Source organism: Saccharopolyspora sp. NPDC045941, from assembly GCF_056431445.1.
In genome coordinates this window covers 1-18,338 of the sequence record NZ_JBWKKU010000057.1, presented here as the reverse complement: position 1 = coordinate 18,338, position 18,338 = coordinate 1, and the positions used below count along the sequence as shown (strand labels likewise).

Genomic DNA, 18,338 nt, shown 5'->3' with positions numbered 1-18,338 from the left:
CGGAGGAGAAGCAGCGATGAGCGACGAACTGGAGGGGCTGGGCTTCGACGGCGAGCCCTTCAACCCCTTCGCCGGGACCACCGGGGACCCGACCGGCGGGGCACCGGAGACCCTGCAGCGGACATCGCCGGCACGGCAGGCTCCGGTGACGCACCCGCTGGCAGCCAGCCGGACCGCGGGAGCCAGCCACATCGCCGCGGTGGCGCGGGAAATGCGCACTGCAGTCGCCAACGCGCACCGGAACGCGCTGCACGCGCAGATGTTGTTGCAGGCCAGGACGCTCAGCCAGTGCGGTGCGGCTCTCGCGGTACCCGCCACCGGGACGCAGCTCTTCGAGGTCGTCGACGGGCATATCCGCCCGATCAGCGTTCCGCGGTCGCTGCGGGCCGTGCCGTTCGTGACGACCGAAGCCCGGTTCAAACCGCTGGCCCGCAGCGAGAAGTCGCGGCTCGACCGGGACGATCTCGGCCGGCTGACCGAAGGAGACATGACCGGGGTCTTCGGCCCGGGCTACCTCCAACCCGGCTGCAACCCGTCGGTGAAGCTTGCGGCGGGCACGACCCTGCTGCTGGACGAAGTCACCCGGATCGAGCTGCGTGGCGGAAGCAGCGGACGCGGCCAGGTGGTCGCGTCGGCGGAGCCGCTCGACGGCACACCCGATTCGCTGATCGCGGCCGCCCGTCAGGTCGCCGAGATCTTCGCGCTGTACCTGGGTTTGCACCTCTGTCTCGCGGACGCGACCTTCACACCCGGCGACGGCAGTGGCGATCCGGCGCGCAGCGAGGTCGAACTCGCCCGGCCCGGTCCGCTGCGTTCCGCGGAGATCCGGCTCGACGTCACCGACGTCGATCTCGTTCCCCGGCCGCACCTCCGCGTCAACGTGGAAGTCCGCTCCGGCGGCGCGGTGGCCGGGCGGGTCCTCGGTCTTTCCCTGGCACTCGTGGAGAAACCCGGCGTCCCGATCGGGCCGGCTCGCGGTGGCATCCTCCCGGCGTTCCTCGGAAGGTACTCCGCCGCCGGTGAGCAGACGGTGATCAGCGAGTTCCACATCGCCCACTTCGCCCGCGGCAGCCACGGGATCGCCTTCGGCCCGGAGTTCGAGCACTACTCCGGCCGCAGGGCGACCCGGGTGCCCGACCGGGGACTGACGCTGGTGGACCGGCTGGTGTCCCTGGACGGCCAGCGCGGCAAGCTCGACGGCGCGAGTTATGAGACCGAGTACGACTCGCCCGCCGATTCCTGGTATTACGCCGACACCGCCAACGCTTCCATGCCGAACATGGTCTACATGGAGACTTCGCTGCAGTCGGCGTTGTCGATCGGGTACTTTCTCGGGCCGACATTGTCCCATCCGGAAGCGCCCGTCAGCCTCCGCAACCTCGGCGGAACCGCGACCGTGCTGCGCGAGGTCGACCTGCGGGACAAGACGATCCGACAGCAGTCCAAGCTGAAGTCGACCACGCTCAACAACGGTGCGTCGCTGCAGAGCTGCTCCTACACGATGCTGGTGGACGGCGAGCCGTTCTACGAAGGCGAGACCCTGTCCGGCTACTTCAGCGAAGCGGCCATGTCCAACCAGACCGGCCTCGACGCGGGCCGGAACGTGCCGACCTGGCTGGAGCAACAGCAACCGCGTCCGGTCACCCGCACGATCGACGTGGCCGCCCGCCGCGCCGACCCTTCGGCCCCGCTGTGCGCTCGCGACCACCTCGCGTTGCTGGATGACGTCCAGGTCGTCGACGAGGGCGGGAGCTACGGAAAGGGCTACCTCCGCGCGGTCCGCCGGATCGACCCGAACGACTGGTTCTTCGCCCGGCACTTCCCCCACGACCCGGTGATCCCCGGTTCGCTCGGCGTCGAGACGGTCATCCAGGCGATGCAGGAATGGTTGCTGGACGAGGGACTGGGCGAGGGAATGTCCGATCCGGGATTCATTCTCCCGGTAGGAGCGCCGTTCACCTGGAAGTACCGCGGCCAGTTCCTGCCCACCGACGGTGAATCGACCCTCGAAGTGCACATCAAGGACGTCCGCCGCGGGCCGGGCCGCGTGCGGGTGACCGGCGACGCCAGTGTGTGGAAGCCGGGCCTGCGGATCTACGAACTCACCGACATCGCGGTCGAACTGCGCGAGGAAGGAGCACAGCCATGATGGTGACGCCGACCGGCGCGGTACCTGAGGTCGGGCGCGACGAGGGCTCGGTCCACGCGCACCTGCTGAACCTCGACCGGCCGTTCTACCTGGTCCGGGACGCCCACGGGATCGCCGCCGCGGGCAGTGCCGAGCATGCGCCGGGTGCCCAGGTGCTCGCCGCCGTGCCCCCGCTGCCACCGTCGGCGTTGGGGGACAAGCGGTTCCGCACCGCCCACGGTGTCCGGCAGTCGTACATGGCGGGCTCGATGGCCAACGGCATCGCCTCGGCGAGGATGGTGATCGCCCTGGCCGAGCAGGGTTTCCTCGCCTCTTACGGTGCGGCCGGGGTCGTCGCACAGCGGGTCGACGAGGAACTCGCGCACATTCGCGCCCGCCTGCGGGACATTCCCTTCGCGTGCAACCTCATCCACAGCCCGAACGAGCCGGCGATGGAACGGTCGACGGTGGACCTCTGCCTCAAGCACGAGGTCCGCACCATCGAAGCGTCCGCGTTCCTCGACCTGACGCCGCAGATCGTGCGGTACCGGCTGGCGGGCCTGACCCGCGAGGCCGGCGGGAAGGTCGTCGCGCACAACAAGGTCATCGCCAAGGTCTCCCGCACCGAGGTCGCCGAGAAGTTCCTGCGCCCTGCACCGGAGGCCATGGTGCGGGAACTTCTCGCCTCGGGAGCGATCACGGCCGACCAGGCCGAGTGGTCGCGCCGGATCCCCGTGGCCGACGACGTCACCGCCGAAGCGGACTCCGGCGGGCACACCGACCGCCGGCCGTTGGTCGTGCTTCTCCCGGAGATCATCGCGGTGCGCGACCGCGTGCAGCGTGAGCTCGGCTACGGGCAGCAGGTTCGGGTCGGGGCGGCCGGGGGCATCGGCACCCCGGACGCGGCAGCCGCCGCGTTCGCCCTGGGCGCCGCCTACGTGGTGACCGGGTCGATCAACCAGGCCACGGTGGAGGCGGCGCAGTCGTGGGAAACCAAGCGGCTGCTGGCCGGGGCGGGCGTGACCGACTGCGACATGGCGCCCTCGGCCGACATGTTCGAGATGGGCGTCGAAGTGCAGGTCCTCAAGCGCGGCACGATGTTCGCCGCCAGGGCCAAGCGCCTCTACGACGTCTACCGGGCCTACGACGGGATCGAGTCGATTCCCGCCGCGGAGCGCGCGGGTATGGAGGCGCGGATCTTCCAGCGACCGCTGGACGACGTGTGGCAGGACTGCGTCAGGTTCTTCCAGGAGCGCGACCCCGAGCAGATCAGCCGGGCACACGGCAACCCGAAGCGCCGGATGGCACTGATCTTCCGGTGGTACCTGGGACTCTCCTCAGGCTGGAGCATCTCCGGCACCGAGGGGCGGATGGCCGACTACCAGGTCTGGTGCGGTCCCGCGATGGGTGCGTTCAACAACTGGGTCGAAGGAACCTACTTGGCCGCCGTCGAGAACCGCCACGCGGCGGAGCTGGCTACCCATGTCATGCGTGGTGCGGCGTTCACGAGCCGGGTGAACCAACTGCGCCTAGCCGGCGCCCGGCTGCCCGCCCGCGCCTGTTCGTACGTCCCCGCACCCCTGGATTCCGGCGCTGGGAGGAATCAGGAGTAAAGCCATTGCGGCCGCCTCTTCATCGTCCGCTGCGTACACGTCCTGGCTGGTGTGCCCGGGCTGCTCGGCCATGGTGTACCTGGCCGCCGTGTTCGGAACCAGCGAGAAAAGCGTGGCGGAAGGCTTTCCCGCATGTTCACGAGGTCGGGCTACCGCTCCCGCGTCGAGTTGGCCGCAGCGATGCTCACCGGCGACTTCCCGACCGGATCGGCCAACGGGTCGTGGTGAACCGGATTCGCCGCACCCCCACCCGGCCTCACCTGCCCGCGTGGTCCGCCTCCGTTCGACGACGCGACACCAGGCCCACCGGGACGTCGCAACGCTCGGTCTGCGCCTCGGTCATCTCGACCAGATGGCCGTGCCGCCCGCGCCAGCCGAGCCCGCTGGTTCGTTGTTCTCGGGAAGCGATCAGCCCGGGCACGGCTGGTACCGGTTCCGGCGGGACCGGCCCGCGGAGTGGATCGGCCACCGCTATCCGGCACGCCCAGAACGGGGCATACGTTCCTCCCACTCCCGCACCCGCTCCATTACCGGAACCGGCGGAACCAACGCGGAAGCCAACGCGAGTGCCAGCAAGTCGGCGGTGGCGGTCCCTCGGTGTTGCGGCGGGTTCAGGCCGCGGTGGTGTAAAGCCAGGCGCAGATTCCGGTAGATCGCGCCGAGTGACAGGAGTTCGGGCTCTTGAGGGTCGCCGTTGCGGAGGAGTTTGAGCAGTTCGCCGGTGAACGCGGTGTGCCTGGCTCCTTCGGGCGCGTTGGATACGGAGTTGGCCGGTGAAGTGGTCAGCGTGTAGGTCCCGTCGATCTCCACCTGTCCAGTGACAACTGATACCGGGTCCGACATCGCCTCAATAGCCCTGCCAGAGAAGCAGCTGTCGATGATGAGCACTCTGTTCCTGGCCGCAGAACTGGCTAGGACGTTGCGCAGCAGGCCGAACGGAAGTCCGGTCCATGCCAGCAGATCATGTTTGGTCTGTGGCAGGGAGAGGTACAATTCGCCTCGGTGGTCTAGAAGACCGTGTCCCGCGCGGTACACGAGGAGAACGTCTTCCGCCTGCCGGGCGACAGCCTCCAGGTTCGTGCCCAGTACAGCCACGCTAGCGGGATCAGGTAGCACGACGCAGTGCTGGGAGCTGAGTCCTGCGCCCCACGAGCTCGTCAGCACCTCGGCGAGGTCGGCGAGGTTGTTTTCCACGGCCGGAAGATCAGGCAGGCGCTCGTCGCTGAACCGGACCGCTCCGAAGAGCAGCGCACGTGATTTCGGGCCGTTGGGAAGGCGCACCTCAGGATCCTTCTGGCTGGCCATCCTGCTGCTTGAGCACCTCGCGAACGAGAGCCTCGGCGTCGACAACCCGTCTAGCGTCCAGGGTGACGGTCCGGTCGGAGTTGCTGACCTCGATCGTCACGTCGGAATGCCGTTGCTGGAGCCAAACCGACACCGAGCGCGCTAGTGCGGTGACCGCACCACCCGTGCTGAGGGCGACAACGAGAACCTCCGACAGCGCCCCCATCTCGCCCGGCGCAGGTGTCGGCTGCTCGAGGGAGATCACGGTCGGCACTCTGGAAACTCAAGCTGTCGTGCCTCCGCCGTCTCAGTCCAATGCGCTCGGCCCCAGAATCCACAGAACTGGCGTCCGCACTCTGCGCTGGCTGGCGCCAGATGCGGTTGCCGTGTCGGTCAAACTGCATCGCGGTGACCCGTTCAACGGCTTCGCGTCGGCGCCGGTAGGCGTAGAGAAAGATCCGGGACTTGTCGAAGGGCAGCATCTAGGTGACCGGCTGGCCATCGATCTCAACCCGCTCAGGGAGATTTTCGACTGGGACGAGTTCCGCCGCTGACAGTGGATTGTCCGGTCGAGTGCGAGCCTGTTGGCGCACGGCTGTCGGTCCTCGTCGCTACCGTCGCGGCCATGACCGAAAAACCGGAGGAGATCCGCACCGAACGGCTGCTGCTCAGGCGGGTCGATGCGGGAGACCTGCAGGCGGTAGTGGCGATCCTGTCCGATCCGGATACCAACCGCTTCAACCCGGTCGGGCCGCCGTCCCCGGCGGAGGCGGCCGAGATGCTGGCCCAGTGGCAGGAGCATTGGGCGCGGGACGGCATCGGATACTGGGCGGTGGTGCTGCCGGAGAACGGTGCGGTCATCGGCTTCGGCGGGCTGCGCCACCACGTCGTGGCCGAGGAAGCGATGCTCAACCTGTTCTACCGGTTCCGGCCCGAGCACTGGGGCCGGGGCTATGCCTCGGAGATGGCGCGGGCGGCCGTCGACTGGGCGGACCGGGCGGAAACAGGGCGCGCAGTGGTGATCCTGACCGATCTCGACAACAAGCCTTCCCAGCGCGTCGCGGAGAAGTTGGGTTTCGTGAACACGGGCGAGATCCAGCAGGACGACGGTCCGATGCTGGTTTGGAAGCGCGTCACCTGATCCTTGCGGTCAGCACGAGATGTCCGCTGCTTCCAGGTGGCGGCGCACCACGTCCCAGTGCGGGTCGATGATCTCGGGCGGTTGCGCACCGACGCCGATGTCCTTGAATCCGCTGGAGGTGGCGGCTCCCAACAGTGTCGTTTTCACCGTGACGATCACGGCGTCACATTCCCGCACTGAGGCAGCCTTCCCTTCCGCAGAGCCGGACCACGACTTCCCCCACCTGCGCGGCGCCACCCGCCTGCGGTTGACCGGACCGAGAAGCGTATGTCGGCCGAGTACCTGTGCATAACTTCGGACATCATGCGCGATCGCACCTTCCCCGAGGAGGGGCGATTGACCACGGGCGAGTCGACCGTCGGGCTGGCGCCCACTACGCCGCAGTGCCACGCCGCTCCTCTATTGGCCCGGCGTCCCTGCTCTCGTCCGCTGCTCCCTCCGGCAACGGCGCTCGCGGCGACCGAGCCGTCCGCAGGGCTGCCGCCGCAACCCGAAGGTCCTGACCCCGGCCAGCCTGGGGTTGCTTCTCACCGTGCTGCCGCAGGCGCGGGTGCCACTTTCTCGGGGGCTCGCACAACTTCGCCGCTGACCGCGAGTTCGCCGACCAAGTGCTGGCCATCGCGCAGAGAATCCCGGCCGTGACCCCCAGCCGGGACACGCCTTCCCCTGGACCTCAAGATCCAGTATCAGAGTGTCCACACCCACGGAGGAAGCCCAAGGCGTAGTCACAACGGGTCGTTCTTCGCCTCTTCGGCCTCCTGCCGCAGCAACCGGATCGACAGGAAGTCGCCCAGCGCGAGGTTGTGTGAAATCCCGGGTCGACGAGTTCGGCCGACTCCGCATCGGTGCCGTGGTTCGGCAGTCCGCCGCAGCAGCTTCGCGCGAGCTGCAGGAGGGCTGGCCGCTGCTGGCCGCCGCGATCGGGCACATCGGCCACCCGCAGATCCGCAACCGCGGGACGGTCTGCGGCAGTCTCGTGCACCACGACCCGGCCGCAGAGCTCCCGGCGACCGCGATCGTGCTGGACGCCGAGTTCGTGCTGGACGCCGAGTTCGTGCTGGACGGCGCGCGGGGACGTCGACGGGTTCGGGCCGCCGAGTTCTTCGTCGCGACTTTCCAGACCGCGGTCGAACCGGACGAACTGCTGGTGGAAGTGGTCTTCCCGCCCGCGTCCGGAAAGGGTTGGGCGTTCGCCGAACTGTGCCGGACCCATGGCGACTTCGCCACCGTCGGCGTCGCGGTGTCACTGGCCGCGCTTCTGTCCGAGGTGAGTGCCAAGATCATCCAGCAGTTCGCGGACAACCTCGCCGCCGAGCTCTCTGCCTCCGCCGCGACACCGGCACCGCAGACGACCACCGCTCGTGAACCGGAACCGCTCGACCTGGGCACGACCGCGCTACCGGCCCTGGCCCGCCGGGCAGCCGTGCCTGCCGCCACGCTCATCCTGATCATGGGCGCGGTCCTGCTCCGCCGGTTCCGCAAGCGGTGAGGTGATCTTCCCACGGCAGCACGTCCTCCGGTCAGCGCTGCACCCTGAATGCTGTGCCCCGGAGGTCATCAGCGCACACGGTCCTGCTTGACGAAGGTGATCGCCGCACCGCCTGCCACGGCCAGCACCGCACCGATCGGGAACAGCCAGGTGTAGCCGCCGGTCAGCGAGACCAGCGCGCTCGCCAGGAAGGGGCTTAACGCCTGCGGCAGACCCCAGGAGAGGTTGATGATCCCGAGGTCCTTGCCGTGGCCGGCTTCGGAGGGGAGCACCTCGGTCATCAGCGCCGAGTCGACCGACCCGAACAGCCCGTACCCGAGCCCGCCGATCAGCGCGCTGGCGATCATCCCCGGGACGCTCGGGACCAGCAGGGGCAGCACCAGACCGACGGCGAAGACGGCCGCGGAGATCTGGATGAAGATTTTGCGCTTGCCCACCCGGTCGGAAAGCGGCCCGCCCAACGCGGACAGCACCAGCACTGACAGGAACGACACGGTGCTGATCAGCGGCACGTACCGTACCGCCTGGTGGCCGAGGCCGATGTAGTCCTGGAGGATGTAGAGGCTGTAGCTGTGCGTCAGGAAGTAGCCGGTGACCAGCAGGAACCGGCTGGCGAAGACCCAGGCGAAGTCCGGGTGCCGACTGGGGTCGAGCCAGTAGCTGGTGACCAGTTCCCGCCACCCCAGCGGCGCACGGGGGAGACCCTTGCTGGACGGTTCGCGCGAGAGGACGACGAACGCCACCATGATGGTGAGCATGATCGCGGCGATGATCCAGTAGCCGGTGGAGATCCGATCGGCGTTCCAGGCGGCCAGCAGTTGCCCCAGCAGCGCTCCGAGGGTGACCCCGATGGAGGCCAGCGAGGCGAACAGACCGCGACGTGCTCGCGGCACGCGGTCCGGCAGCAGCGCGTTCATCGGCAGCTGCGCGGCGTTCACGGCGACCACGACCAGCAGGTAGGCCAACAGCAGCATGCCGATCGAGTCGGCCGTGCCCATCAAGGCCACGCCGACAGCCCCGCCGAGCGTGCCGCCCAGGATCCACGGGGAGCGGCGTCCCCAACGGGTCCGAGTGCCGTCCGAGAGGCGGCCCGCGATCGGCTGCACGAGAAGCGTGATCAGCGCGCCGATCCCGGTCAACAGCGCGAGGTTCTGCACCTTCTGCGCAGGGTCGATCCGCGCGAGCTGGAGCGCCATGAGGACGCTCGTGACCGCGCTCCACATCATCGGGAACGCTGCGTTCCCGGGAACCCAGGCCGATCCGAGCCGGAGCAGGGAGGTGCCGGTGGACTGGCTCGCGGTGGCGGTGGTGTCGGTCGGGGATCCGGAGGTTGCGTTCACGGCGAGGACTCCAATCCGTCGTGGGTCGGTCAGCTGACCACGGGGAGTTCGAGGACGTTGGGGGACTGCGGACCGCTGGTGACGATCACCGGCTTGATCCCGGAATTGCCGTAGTAGGAGTCATCCCTTGCAGTGACGGTGAAGCGGATGCGGTGGCCCGACTCGAAGCGGTGCGCGATGCCGGGCAACGCGATGGTGAACGGCAGCCTGGCGTCCGGTACGCGGACCGGCGCGATCAAGTCGTTGATCAGCGCTTGCGAACCATCTGGAGCGACGTCGTGGATCCCGACGAAGAGCACGAGATTGCCCGCCGGGTCGGTGTCGCTCTGCGTGCGCTCCGCTGCCGGTGAGGTGACCTGGAGGGTTGCGGTGGGGATCCCGACGACGTCGACGTCGCGGGGAAGCTGGTCAGAGGTGTAGGAGACGTGGTCGCGATGCAGGCCCGGCACGGCCCAGTTGCGGTACTCCTGGCTGCCGCGCAGCACCTCTTCGCGCGAGGTGACCAGTGCTCCGTCGCCGGAGAGGAAGTAGCTGCTGGTCGTCGAGGGCGTGGCGGTGCCGTAGCGCTGCTCGACCGGCATCCAGTTGCGGTAGTAGGCGAAGTCCGGACCGGTGTCGGTGTCCTGGTGGTGCAGGTACCGGTCGAACCAGGCGAGGATGCGCCGTCCCACGTAGGAGGTATCGAGGTTCCCGGCTTCGAAGTTGAGCTCGCCGTCATCGGGGGAGCTGGTGCCGCCGCTGTGACCGGCGGACTGCCAGATCATCTTCACCGGCGTGCCCTGGTCGCGCAGCGCGCGGTAGGTGGCGGTGGCTTCGTTGAGGTTGAACAGGTTGTCGTGCTCGCCCTGGATCAGCAGCGTGGGTGTGGTGACCCGGTCGAGGTAGGAGGTGGGGGAGACGGATTCGAGGTAGGCCAGAGCTTCCCGGGTTGGTCCGGGCGGGAAGCGGCCGGAGTCCATCAGCGCCTTGGCCGCGCATGCCTGCGCCGTGAAGTTGTGGCAGGCAGGATTCGGCAGCCCGGGTTCCGGCGTGAGGTCGAGCTGGCCGACGGCGAAGAACGCATTGGTCCACCGGTACTTGTAGACGCCCGGGGTCTCGGAGCGCAGTCCGCTGCGCGGGTCGGCGCCGTTGGGCGCGAGCGAGTAGGCGAGGTCGTGCCAGGTGTTCATCGGCACGATCGCGTCCAACCGCTGGTCCACCGATGCGGTGGCCAGTTGGACCGCACCGCCGTAGGAACCGCCGAACATGCCCACCCGGGGGTCGCCGGGCCCGTCGAGCACCACGTCGTGGATCCGCGTGCCGTCGTCGGCCGAGCGGGCCCCGGCCAGGAAGTCGACCAGCCTGCTGGCCGCTTCGCCATCGATCTGCGGATCGTTGAGCGAGATGGGGCAGCTTGACCTGCCGAACCCGAGACCGGAGTAGGTGAGCACGAGGTAACCGCGTTGCGCGAAAGCCGCTGCCGCGGCGGAAATCCCGTGGTCGTCCTTGCGGCCGCCGAAGCCGTTGGTCATCAAGATCGCGGGGACAGGGCGGCCCTGGTCAGCACCGGCCGGCTCGTGGAGATCGGCGTCGATCGTGCACCGAGTGCGGTGGTCGGGGCCCACCTCGACGGTGAACCGCAGCGAGGTGGTCGGGTGCCCGCTGCCGGTGGCTGCCGCGCGGGCAGGCGAGGCGACCAGCAGCGCTCCGGCGGCGAGCGCGAGCAATCGGCGGGACAGCTTCCTGTTAAAGGGCATGCGGAACTCCGGACGTGGTCGGTCGGCACGCGGGAAGTGCCGGAGTGCGAAGGATTTCGAACCGGACTGGTTCGCGAGGTGTCAGCGCGCGGCGCGTTCGGCCGCCTCGTTCAGCGCCGAGGTTCAGGGAGCCAGCGGGGATCGACGCCCGCGGCGAGGTTCCAGGACATCTCGGTGCGCACGTCGCCGACGGCGACGAGCCGCCCGCGGGATCGGCCGGTTGTGCGGAGCGGGACCTCGCCCGGAAGGAAGCCGTAGGCGAGGGCGTGGTGGTACTGGCACGCGGTTCCGGGGGGATGTAGGTCCACGACGAGTTGGGTGGCTCCGTTGTCGTCGCGATGCCCGCTGGCGAAGGCTTCCCGGACGTGCTCGAAACCAGGCTCGACGGCGCCGTGGATCCTGTCCATGTCAACTCTTTTCACCCTGGGTGTCGCCCGTGCACCGGCACGGACGACACCGCTGCGGCAAGCTGCACTGATCGCTGCGCAGAAACCATAAGGTGATCGGTTTTTGGTGTCAACGGATCCTTCGCCGAGCCCGCGGGGGCTCAGGTGCGGCGCAACAGGTGGAGGGCGTCTGACAGCGCCTGCTCCATGTCGATCGAGCGGTCGGTGAGCCACTGCAGCTGCACGCCGTCCACGACGGACAGGAGCAGAACGGCAACGCGCTCGGCGGGAATCGTCGAATCCATCTGCCCGGCGTCCATCGCCTTCTGGATCTGGCCGGTCACCGCCGTGCGGAAGCTCTCGTACCGGTGCGCGAAGAACTCGTGCGCGGGATGCGTGGTGTCGCTCGCCGCGGCGGCCATCGACACGAACAGCTCGATGAGCCCCGGGGTTTCCTTGGCCGCCCGCACGATCTGCAACGCGGCCTCGGCATGGTCGGTGTCCGGCAGGTTGGTCTGCTGGACGGTGTCGCGCATCCGGAGCACCTCGGTGAGCAGCGCTTCCTTGGAATCGAAGTAGTGCATGATTCCCGGCAGGCTCAACCCGCACCGCTCGGCGACCTTGCGCAAGGACGTCCCCCGGTAGCCCTCGGTGGCGAAGACGTCGAGCGCTGCTTGCAGGATCTCGACGCGCTTGGCCTCACCCTTCCGGTAAGAACCACGTTTCGGCATGTCAACACCCTAAGGAACCGGTGCGGAACGGAGCAGGGCGGTGTGCGTCGACGTCAGCATGCCGGGCTCGTTGGGGGAAGCGTGAACTCGTCGGACGGCATGTGTGCGCCCTCGTTTCCGCCAAGGCCCGGAACGGTTTTCGGGTGATCCCCGAAAACCATATATTGATCGGTTTTGGTGGTACGGTCTGCTCCGGCACAACCGGTGGAGGCAGCTTTGAGCGCACTCGTACCCGCCCCGATCGCCGACGAAGTGGCACCTGGCCGTTGCCGCGCACAGCACAGGTGGCGGCCGCTGTTCGTCTTCTTGCGGCGGGACTTCGTGTCGGGTCTTGCGACGGCGTGCCTGAAGTGACACCTCCCTCGACTACGGAAATGGGCGCTATGACGACCGACGCAGTTGGCTTCCCCGACCGCTTCCTCTGGGGCACTTCCACCTCGGCGCACCAGATCGAGGGCAACAACGTCCTCAGCGACTTCTGGGCCGCAGAGAATCGGGGCGAGTGGGGGCTCGAGGAGCGGTCAGGAGATGCCTGCGACAGTTACCACCGCTGGGAAGAGGACCTCGACATCGTGCGCGACCTCGGCCTGGACGCGTACCGCTTCAGCATCGAGTGGGCGCGCGTCATGCCGACGCCTGACCACGTGTCCCTGGCCGCGCTGGCTCATTACCGGCGCGTCATCGAGGGATGTGCCTCGCGCGGCATCACACCGGTCGTGACCCTGCACCACTTCACCAACCCCGGGTGGCTGCGCGACCTCGGGGGCTGGACCTCGGAGCACGCCATCGAGCACTTCGCCCGGTACGTGCGCGAGGTCGTCCCGATCCTCGACGGTGTGGAATGGTTGTGCACGATCAACGAGCCGAACATGGTCGCGCTCATGGCCGCCCGCAGGAAGGCACCGGCCGGCACGACGATGTCGCCGCCGGACGAGGGCGTCACCGCAGCGCTCGCCCGGGCGCACGAGACGGCCCGCGAGATCCTCCACGACCTCCCGGGGCTGAAGTCGGGGTGGACGATCGCGAATCTGAACGTTCAGGGCAGCAACGCCGACCCGGACCGGGTCGCGGCGATCTCCTATGCCGTCGAGGACCAGTACCTCGACATAGCACGCGACGACGACTTCATCGGCGTACAGGCCTACAGCCGACTGCGCGTCGGACCCGACGGCATCGACCTGCCCAGTGAGAAGGACCGTCGCACCAAGATCGGCTGGGAGTTCTACCCCCAGGCCCTCGAGTCGGCCGTGCGGCACACCGCCTCCCGCGTCCCCGGTGCGACCATCCTCGTCACCGAGAACGGGATCGCCACCGACAGCGACGACGAGCGCATCGAGTACACGGAGCAGGCCCTCGCCGGGCTGCAACGAGCGATCGCCGACGGCATCGACGTCCGCGGCTACCTCCACTGGTCGCTGCTGGACAACTACGAATGGGGGTCTTGGAACCCCACCTTCGGTCTTGTCGCGGTGGACCGCACCACGTTCATACGCACGGTCAAAGCCAGCGGAGACTGGTACGGCCGCCACGTCGCGGCGCTGCGCACCGGCATGAGCGCTGGGGTAGCGAGGTGAACATGTCGAAGCCTGATGCGAGCCTTCCGGTCGTTCCGTGGCCGCACGCTGTTCGCGCGGACGGAGACTGGCTGGCCTTCGATCCGGGGCGCGTCCACACCGTCAGCGCCGTCGGCCTCCAGCACGCACGGGAGTGGCTCGCGGTCGAGCTCGCCCAGCTCGAAGTCGAGCACGGTGCGCGGCCGGATGCCTCAGACCTCGTCATCGAGCTCGAACTCGGCCCGCCACCGGACAGCATCGCTCCAGCGGATGGGCTGGACCCGTCCGGGGTGCCGCACGACGAGCGCCACACCATCGATGTGCATGTGGACCGCGTGCGGATCATCGGGCCCAGCGCGAGAGCGGTGATGCGTGGCGTCGCCACCCTCCTGCAGCTCCTAGCGGCGCCAGGCGCGCGGCTTCCCGTGTGCCGGATCGAGGACGGTCCCCGCTTCGCCTGGCGTGGGCTGTCGTTGGACGTGGTGCGGCATCCGTTTGCGGTCCAGGAGATCGAGCGGGTCATCGACCTGATCGCCCGCTACAAGCTGAACGTCTTGCACCTTCACTTGACCGACTCCGAAGCCTGGCGGCTGGCCTCCACCCGGCACCCGCGCCTGGACAGCGTCGCAGGGGGAATGCCGATCACTGTTGACGACCTCGCCGGACTTGACGAACGCGCGGCGGCGCGCGGGGTCACGATCGTGCGCGAGGTCGATCTTCCCGGCCACTCCGCGGCGGCCGTGCGTGCGTATCCGGAGCTCGCGGCGGATACGAGAGCCGCCCGACTGGGTTATCTCGATCCCGCTGTTCCCTCGGCCCGCGACTTCATCGAAGCCGAAGCGACCGAGGTCGCCGAATGCTCACCGGCCGCGTTCGTGCACTTGGGCGGCGACGAGCCGTTCGGGATGCCGACGCCCGCCTACGTCGAGGCTGTCTGTTTGGCGGTGGGCGCCGCGCATGCAGCGGGCAAGCGCGTCGTCGCCTGGCAGGAAGCGGTGCGTGCCGGTGCGCTGACAGAAGCCGACATCATGCAGTTCTGGATCGGCTCGGAGACCGTGATCGACGCCGATGCCAAGAAGGCAGATCTACCGCCCGAAGCCCACCGCTTCGTGGACGAGATGGTCGAACTGTTCGCACAGGCGCCTGCCGATCTCCCCCTCGCAGCCAGCTCGGAGGTGCCGGTGCTGATCTCGTCGAGCGACGTGCTGTACCTGGACCGCCGGTACGCCGAGCCCGCAGCCACCCCCGAGGGAGAGCGCCGGCGCGAACACCTCGGGTTTTCCGACTACCCGGCCAAGACGCTGTGCGAGATGCATGAGTGGATGCCGGAGGACCTCCTCGCCGGTCACGACGTCCAGATCGCGGGCGTGGAGGCCGCGCTGTGGGCCGAGACGATCGAAAGCTTCGACGATCTCGCCTTCCTGCTGCTGCCACGTCTGGGCTCCGCAGCCGAGCGCTCCTGGCAGGCGGATCCGACCGGCTGGGAGGAGTTCGCGGTGAGGATCGCGCCGCATCGCGCGGTCTGGGAGCGCACCGGATGGGGTGCCGCGTTCGAGCCGGGCGGACAGTGAGGTGGGCGAGAAGGAAGGTCGGGTGAGTTCCGAAGCCGCCGACCTGTGGGAGATTCGTCCCGCTCGGGTCGATGATGAGGCCGAGGTCGCGCGACTGTACGAGGTTTGCCTTCGCACCGGTGCCAACGGAGGCGACGCGACTTCGATGTTCCAGGATCCGCGGATCCTCGGGGATGCGTTCGTCGGGCCGTATCTGAGATTCGAGCCCGGCTTGGCCTGGGTGGTGGCAAAGCCTGGGAGGCTCCCGGCCGGCTTCGTTCTCGGCGCCGCGGACACAGAACGATTCGAGTCCACTCTCGAGAACGAGTGGTGGCCCGCATTGCGCGCCGGTCGGCTGTCTCGAGCCGCGGAGTCCGAGACGGGTGGTCGAGCGTGGGGAGACGCGCGAGTGTGGCAGGTCATCGAGCACCCTCCCGCGACGCCACGCGAGGTCACCCAGGCGTATCCCGCCCATCTGCACATCGACCTGCTGCCTGAGGCGCAAGGGGGCGGGAACGGCGGCCGACTCATCAAAGCCCTGCTCGCTGCGCTGCGCGATAGGGGGTGGTAGGGGTGCACTTCGGAGTCGGCACCGGGAACACCAACGCGATTGGCTTCTACCGGCACCTGGGATTCCACCTGATTGCCGATGAGGGTGACTTCCTCAGACTCGGCTTGCGGCTGATCGAATGAAGCAGCGGGTGGCCCCCGGTCTCCGCAACGAGGCAGTTGGCCGAGGGTAAGGGGTTCAGCGGGCGGCGACGCCAACGAGGATGTCCGCCGTCGCTTCCGTGAGTCGGTCCAGCACGCGCGCGAAGACCTCGCCCGCCTCCTGTTCGACCTCGATCCAGACGTCGATGAGGAGCGCACGAACCGAACGGGCGCGGTGTGTTACGCCATCCTCAGCGGACTCATGCTCCAGTGGCTGGTCGACCCCGAGGGCCTGCCCGGTCCGGGAACAGTGGGCGAAGACCTCACCACTGGTATCCAGAACATCTGAGAACCCCTCCCCGGCGAAGGTAGAAGTTCCGCAATTCGGTGAAGGCGTTGAGCAAGACCGGGTCGTGGCGCTCCGCAGGGCGTTGGCCGCCGTCGTCTTCGTAGAGCGTGCGTCGACGATCCGGCTGGCGGGTAGGCCCCCACCTGTCTCCCATGGAGTCCAGCTCGGTGACGTCCAGGCAAATACCAAGCGCTTGGCGTTGCTGGTCGTCGATCACGGAAGGATGCGACGTACGTCGCCAGGGCTGTAGCAAGGGGTCCCCGTCAGTCTGGGCCACTGCCGGAAGGCTTGCGGGAGCGAAACCAGTCGCAGCCATTAGTTCGCGATACTGCTCGGCCGGTAGGAAGGACAGCATTGACGAACACGGCACCGGCTCGGGCGAGAGCGACGAGGTGGGGTGCGTTGACCGCGCGCCAGTGGGCTTGGGTGGACTCGATCAGCTTGAACGCCATCGCCAGCCCGGCGGCGCGTGAGCCCAGTCCCTTGGTGACCTTCGTGCGGTGGGCGCATCCGATGGTTATTCGGAGGCCCGGGGAGTGTGCGCAAGGTTCTCCCGGATCTTTTCGCACACGAGGTCGAGAAAAGCACCGTTGGCGGGGGCCGAGTACGACATCGTCGGATCCGGGTAGATGACAACGTCCACTTGTTCTGCGGCGGAGGAGATCACAGACAGCCCGGACGACCTGCGCGCAACGTTGATCTTCACCGTGGCTGGGGCAACTCTGGCACCAGGGCTGGGAAAGGTTTGCTTCCGCACCGGTTGGCCGAGGCCAACTTTCCACAGCGAAACCGCGTCTTGGTCAACGCTGAGGATGAATCCAGCCAAGCTCTGCATGCCCAGCGTTGGACGACACAGAAACGCGAGACCGTTCTGACGCAGCACTACCAAGGCCCTGCGTTGGTTGCGGACCACGAGCCGTCCGTAAATCACCAGCGCGAGCAACAGCAGAAGCGCCAGTGCCACGACCAGGAGCAGGAAGACATACATTGACCGACTGTAACCTTGCCCCTGGCTGGCTATTGTCAAGACCTGTGATTAAGTTTGTTCAGGCGGCTGATAATGGGACTGGTCGTCGGGGCGTTCGACCGGCAGGCCGTTGACGAACCGGGCGCCGGCTCGGACCAGGGCGACGAGGTGGGGCGCGTTCGCCGCGTGCCAGCGGGCCTGGGCCGCTTCAATCAGCTTGAATGCCATCGCCAGACCGGCTGCGCGGGAACCGGGCCCCTTGGCGACCTTCGTCCGGTGTCGCACTGTCGCGAACGTCGACTCGATGGGATTTGCCGTGCGGAGATGGATCCAGTGCTGGGCGGGGTAGTCGCAGAACGCAAGCAGGACATCGACGTCGTCGGTGATCTTCGCGACGGATTTGGGGAACTCTCCGCCAGAGCCTTCTTTGCGCCGGGATGGGCGGATTCGCTAGCGCGGCAAAGACATTGGCAATTTTGTGGAACCAGCACCGCTGCTCTCGTGTCTCGCGGAACACCTCGCGCAACGCGCTCCAGAACCGCAGCGCGCCATCGCCGGCGACCAGTACGGGGGCGCCCATTCCACGCCGCTTGCAGTCACGCAGCAGGTCCGCCCACGACTCGGTGGACTCGCGGTAGCCGTCGGTCAGGGCGACCAACTCCTTGCGCCCGTCGGCGCGCACCCCGATCACCACCAGCAGGCACAGCTTGTGCTCCTCCAGACCGATGTTGACGTGGACACCTTCTGCCCACAGGCAAATTTAGTCCACATCGGACTGATCACGCTCGCAGAACGCACGCTGTTCGGCCTTCCGGTTTAGTGCCAGGCATGATGATCGGCTGTGCTATTGCGACTGGCCTACCTGGGTGTGACGAACGCGTTCGCGATGTTGCGCCTGCTGCTCATGAGCGACCGGGGCCTCGCCTTGCGCCACCAGATCACGGTGCTGGAGGGGCAACTCGGTAAGAACGGGTGCGGTTTCTCCCAAGCGATCGAGCGTTTCTGTCTGCGCTGCTGCACCGGCTGCCACGGAACGTGCTGCGCAGGTTGCGCTTGCTGGTGCGTCCGGACACGGTGCTGCGCTGGCACCGCGAGCTGGTCGCACGTCGCCATGCGGCCGTTTCCCCGCCGAAGCTCCCTGGCCGGCCACGACTGTCCGCTCTGGCGCTGGCAGCTCGAGGTTGCTGAGGAGACGATTGCCGGCCGCGGGTGATCGTGGCCGAGTATTTCGATGTGGGCTGTTCGCGCCGGTGGTCCTGGTCGAAGCGGCGGTCCGCGGCAGCGCTGCTGGCCGTGGCGCAGAGCCCGGATCGTGGTTTTGCGAACTAAGAGTTCCTAACAGAGGGTTTTGGTGTGTCGGTAGCAGATGATGCATGTGGCCAGGCCGAGGAACGCTTCGTGGATGTCGTCGCGGCGTTCC

At 67.8% G+C, this 18,338-nt stretch carries 19 protein-coding genes and 2 pseudogenes; 9 read left to right on the top strand and 12 right to left on the bottom strand.

What is annotated here, in order from left to right; genetic code table 11:
* Positions 1 to 16 precede the first annotated feature (16 nt).
* Complete coding sequence (locus tag AC07FN_RS34200) at positions 17 to 2,149, top strand: beta-ketoacyl synthase (RefSeq protein ID WP_478399347.1); 2,133 nt, start codon at positions 17 to 19, stop codon at positions 2,147 to 2,149.
* Positions 2,146 to 3,741, top strand: a complete 1,596-nt coding sequence (locus tag AC07FN_RS34195; RefSeq protein WP_478399346.1) for a PfaD family polyunsaturated fatty acid/polyketide biosynthesis protein — start codon at positions 2,146 to 2,148, stop codon at positions 3,739 to 3,741. The genes AC07FN_RS34200 and AC07FN_RS34195 overlap by 4 nt, the downstream gene beginning before the upstream one ends.
* A gap of 256 nt (positions 3,742 to 3,997) precedes the next feature.
* Here AC07FN_RS34195 and AC07FN_RS34190 read toward each other — a convergent pair whose 3' ends face one another.
* The 3 genes from AC07FN_RS34190 to AC07FN_RS34180 are packed head-to-tail and all read right to left on the bottom strand — an operon-like array spanning position 3,998 to position 5,290.
* Entirely contained in the window at positions 3,998 to 4,210 is a 213-nt protein-coding gene (locus AC07FN_RS34190) for a hypothetical protein (RefSeq protein ID WP_478399345.1), read from the bottom strand.
* 2 nt (positions 4,211 to 4,212) lie between these two features.
* On the bottom strand, positions 4,213 to 5,046 hold the full coding sequence (locus AC07FN_RS34185) for a caspase family protein (RefSeq protein ID WP_478399344.1): 834 nt from the start codon (positions 5,044 to 5,046) through the stop codon (positions 4,213 to 4,215).
* A complete protein-coding gene (locus AC07FN_RS34180) occupies positions 5,024 to 5,290 on the bottom strand; it encodes an effector-associated constant component EACC1 (RefSeq protein ID WP_478399343.1) in 267 nt (88 codons plus the stop codon). The genes AC07FN_RS34185 and AC07FN_RS34180 overlap by 23 nt, the downstream gene beginning before the upstream one ends.
* Before the next feature lie 121 nt (positions 5,291 to 5,411).
* Between AC07FN_RS34180 and AC07FN_RS34175 the strand changes: the two genes are divergently transcribed.
* Together AC07FN_RS34175 and AC07FN_RS34170 are read left to right on the top strand one after the other, a co-directional pair.
* Entirely contained in the window at positions 5,412 to 5,579 is a 168-nt protein-coding gene (locus AC07FN_RS34175; protein ID WP_363823583.1) for a hypothetical protein, read from the top strand.
* A gap of 71 nt (positions 5,580 to 5,650) precedes the next feature.
* Positions 5,651 to 6,166 (top strand): GNAT family N-acetyltransferase, encoded by a 516-nt coding sequence (locus tag AC07FN_RS34170; protein WP_478399342.1) that lies wholly within the window; start codon positions 5,651 to 5,653, stop codon positions 6,164 to 6,166.
* 9 nt (positions 6,167 to 6,175) lie between these two features.
* Here AC07FN_RS34170 and AC07FN_RS34165 read toward each other — a convergent pair whose 3' ends face one another.
* The gene (locus AC07FN_RS34165; RefSeq protein WP_478399341.1) at positions 6,176 to 6,325 is read right to left on the bottom strand and encodes a hypothetical protein; all 150 of its coding nucleotides are present in this window, start codon (positions 6,323 to 6,325) and stop codon (positions 6,176 to 6,178) included.
* 646 nt (positions 6,326 to 6,971) lie between these two features.
* On the opposite strand from AC07FN_RS34165, the gene AC07FN_RS34160 reads away from it, so the two are divergent.
* The gene (locus AC07FN_RS34160) at positions 6,972 to 7,655 is read left to right on the top strand and encodes an FAD binding domain-containing protein (protein WP_478399340.1); all 684 of its coding nucleotides are present in this window, start codon (positions 6,972 to 6,974) and stop codon (positions 7,653 to 7,655) included.
* A 68-nt stretch (positions 7,656 to 7,723) separates the two neighbouring features.
* On the opposite strand, the gene AC07FN_RS34155 is transcribed toward AC07FN_RS34160, so the two are convergent.
* The 4 genes from AC07FN_RS34155 to AC07FN_RS34140 form a co-directional block, all read right to left on the bottom strand.
* The gene (locus AC07FN_RS34155; protein WP_478399339.1) at positions 7,724 to 8,995 is read right to left on the bottom strand and encodes an MFS transporter; all 1,272 of its coding nucleotides are present in this window, start codon (positions 8,993 to 8,995) and stop codon (positions 7,724 to 7,726) included.
* Between the two features lie 29 nt (positions 8,996 to 9,024).
* The gene (locus AC07FN_RS34150; RefSeq protein WP_478399338.1) at positions 9,025 to 10,731 is read right to left on the bottom strand and encodes an alpha/beta fold hydrolase; all 1,707 of its coding nucleotides are present in this window, start codon (positions 10,729 to 10,731) and stop codon (positions 9,025 to 9,027) included.
* A 110-nt stretch (positions 10,732 to 10,841) separates the two neighbouring features.
* Complete coding sequence (locus tag AC07FN_RS34145) at positions 10,842 to 11,138, bottom strand: hypothetical protein (protein WP_478399337.1); 297 nt, start codon at positions 11,136 to 11,138, stop codon at positions 10,842 to 10,844.
* 140 nt (positions 11,139 to 11,278) lie between these two features.
* The gene (locus tag AC07FN_RS34140; protein WP_478399336.1) at positions 11,279 to 11,848 is read right to left on the bottom strand and encodes a TetR/AcrR family transcriptional regulator; all 570 of its coding nucleotides are present in this window, start codon (positions 11,846 to 11,848) and stop codon (positions 11,279 to 11,281) included.
* A gap of 383 nt (positions 11,849 to 12,231) precedes the next feature.
* Between AC07FN_RS34140 and AC07FN_RS34135 the strand changes: the two genes are divergently transcribed.
* The 3 genes from AC07FN_RS34135 to AC07FN_RS34125 are packed head-to-tail and all read left to right on the top strand — an operon-like array spanning position 12,232 to position 15,522.
* Positions 12,232 to 13,422, top strand: a complete 1,191-nt coding sequence (locus AC07FN_RS34135; RefSeq protein ID WP_478399335.1) for a glycoside hydrolase family 1 protein — start codon at positions 12,232 to 12,234, stop codon at positions 13,420 to 13,422.
* 2 nt (positions 13,423 to 13,424) lie between these two features.
* Entirely contained in the window at positions 13,425 to 14,972 is a 1,548-nt protein-coding gene (locus AC07FN_RS34130) for a family 20 glycosylhydrolase (RefSeq protein ID WP_478399334.1), read from the top strand.
* Positions 14,973 to 14,994: 22 nt separating this feature from the next.
* The gene (locus tag AC07FN_RS34125; RefSeq protein ID WP_478399333.1) at positions 14,995 to 15,522 is read left to right on the top strand and encodes a hypothetical protein; all 528 of its coding nucleotides are present in this window, start codon (positions 14,995 to 14,997) and stop codon (positions 15,520 to 15,522) included.
* A gap of 403 nt (positions 15,523 to 15,925) precedes the next feature.
* Here the strand turns inward: AC07FN_RS34125 and AC07FN_RS34120 are convergent, their stop codons facing one another.
* From AC07FN_RS34120 to AC07FN_RS34105, 4 genes and pseudogenes are all read right to left on the bottom strand, one after another.
* Positions 15,926 to 16,168, bottom strand: a complete 243-nt coding sequence (locus AC07FN_RS34120; protein ID WP_478399332.1) for a hypothetical protein — start codon at positions 16,166 to 16,168, stop codon at positions 15,926 to 15,928.
* A gap of 46 nt (positions 16,169 to 16,214) precedes the next feature.
* Positions 16,215 to 16,451, bottom strand: a pseudogene (locus AC07FN_RS34115) (hypothetical protein); the annotation flags it as partial.
* Between the two features lie 17 nt (positions 16,452 to 16,468).
* Positions 16,469 to 16,939 (bottom strand): hypothetical protein, encoded by a 471-nt coding sequence (locus AC07FN_RS34110; protein WP_478399331.1) that lies wholly within the window; start codon positions 16,937 to 16,939, stop codon positions 16,469 to 16,471.
* 48 nt (positions 16,940 to 16,987) lie between these two features.
* Positions 16,988 to 17,723: pseudogene (locus AC07FN_RS34105) on the bottom strand (transposase); the annotation flags it as partial.
* Positions 17,724 to 17,759: 36 nt separating this feature from the next.
* On the opposite strand from AC07FN_RS34105, the gene AC07FN_RS34100 reads away from it, so the two are divergent.
* The gene (locus tag AC07FN_RS34100; RefSeq protein ID WP_478399330.1) at positions 17,760 to 18,131 is read left to right on the top strand and encodes a hypothetical protein; all 372 of its coding nucleotides are present in this window, start codon (positions 17,760 to 17,762) and stop codon (positions 18,129 to 18,131) included.
* Positions 18,132 to 18,338: the final 207 nt, after the last annotated feature.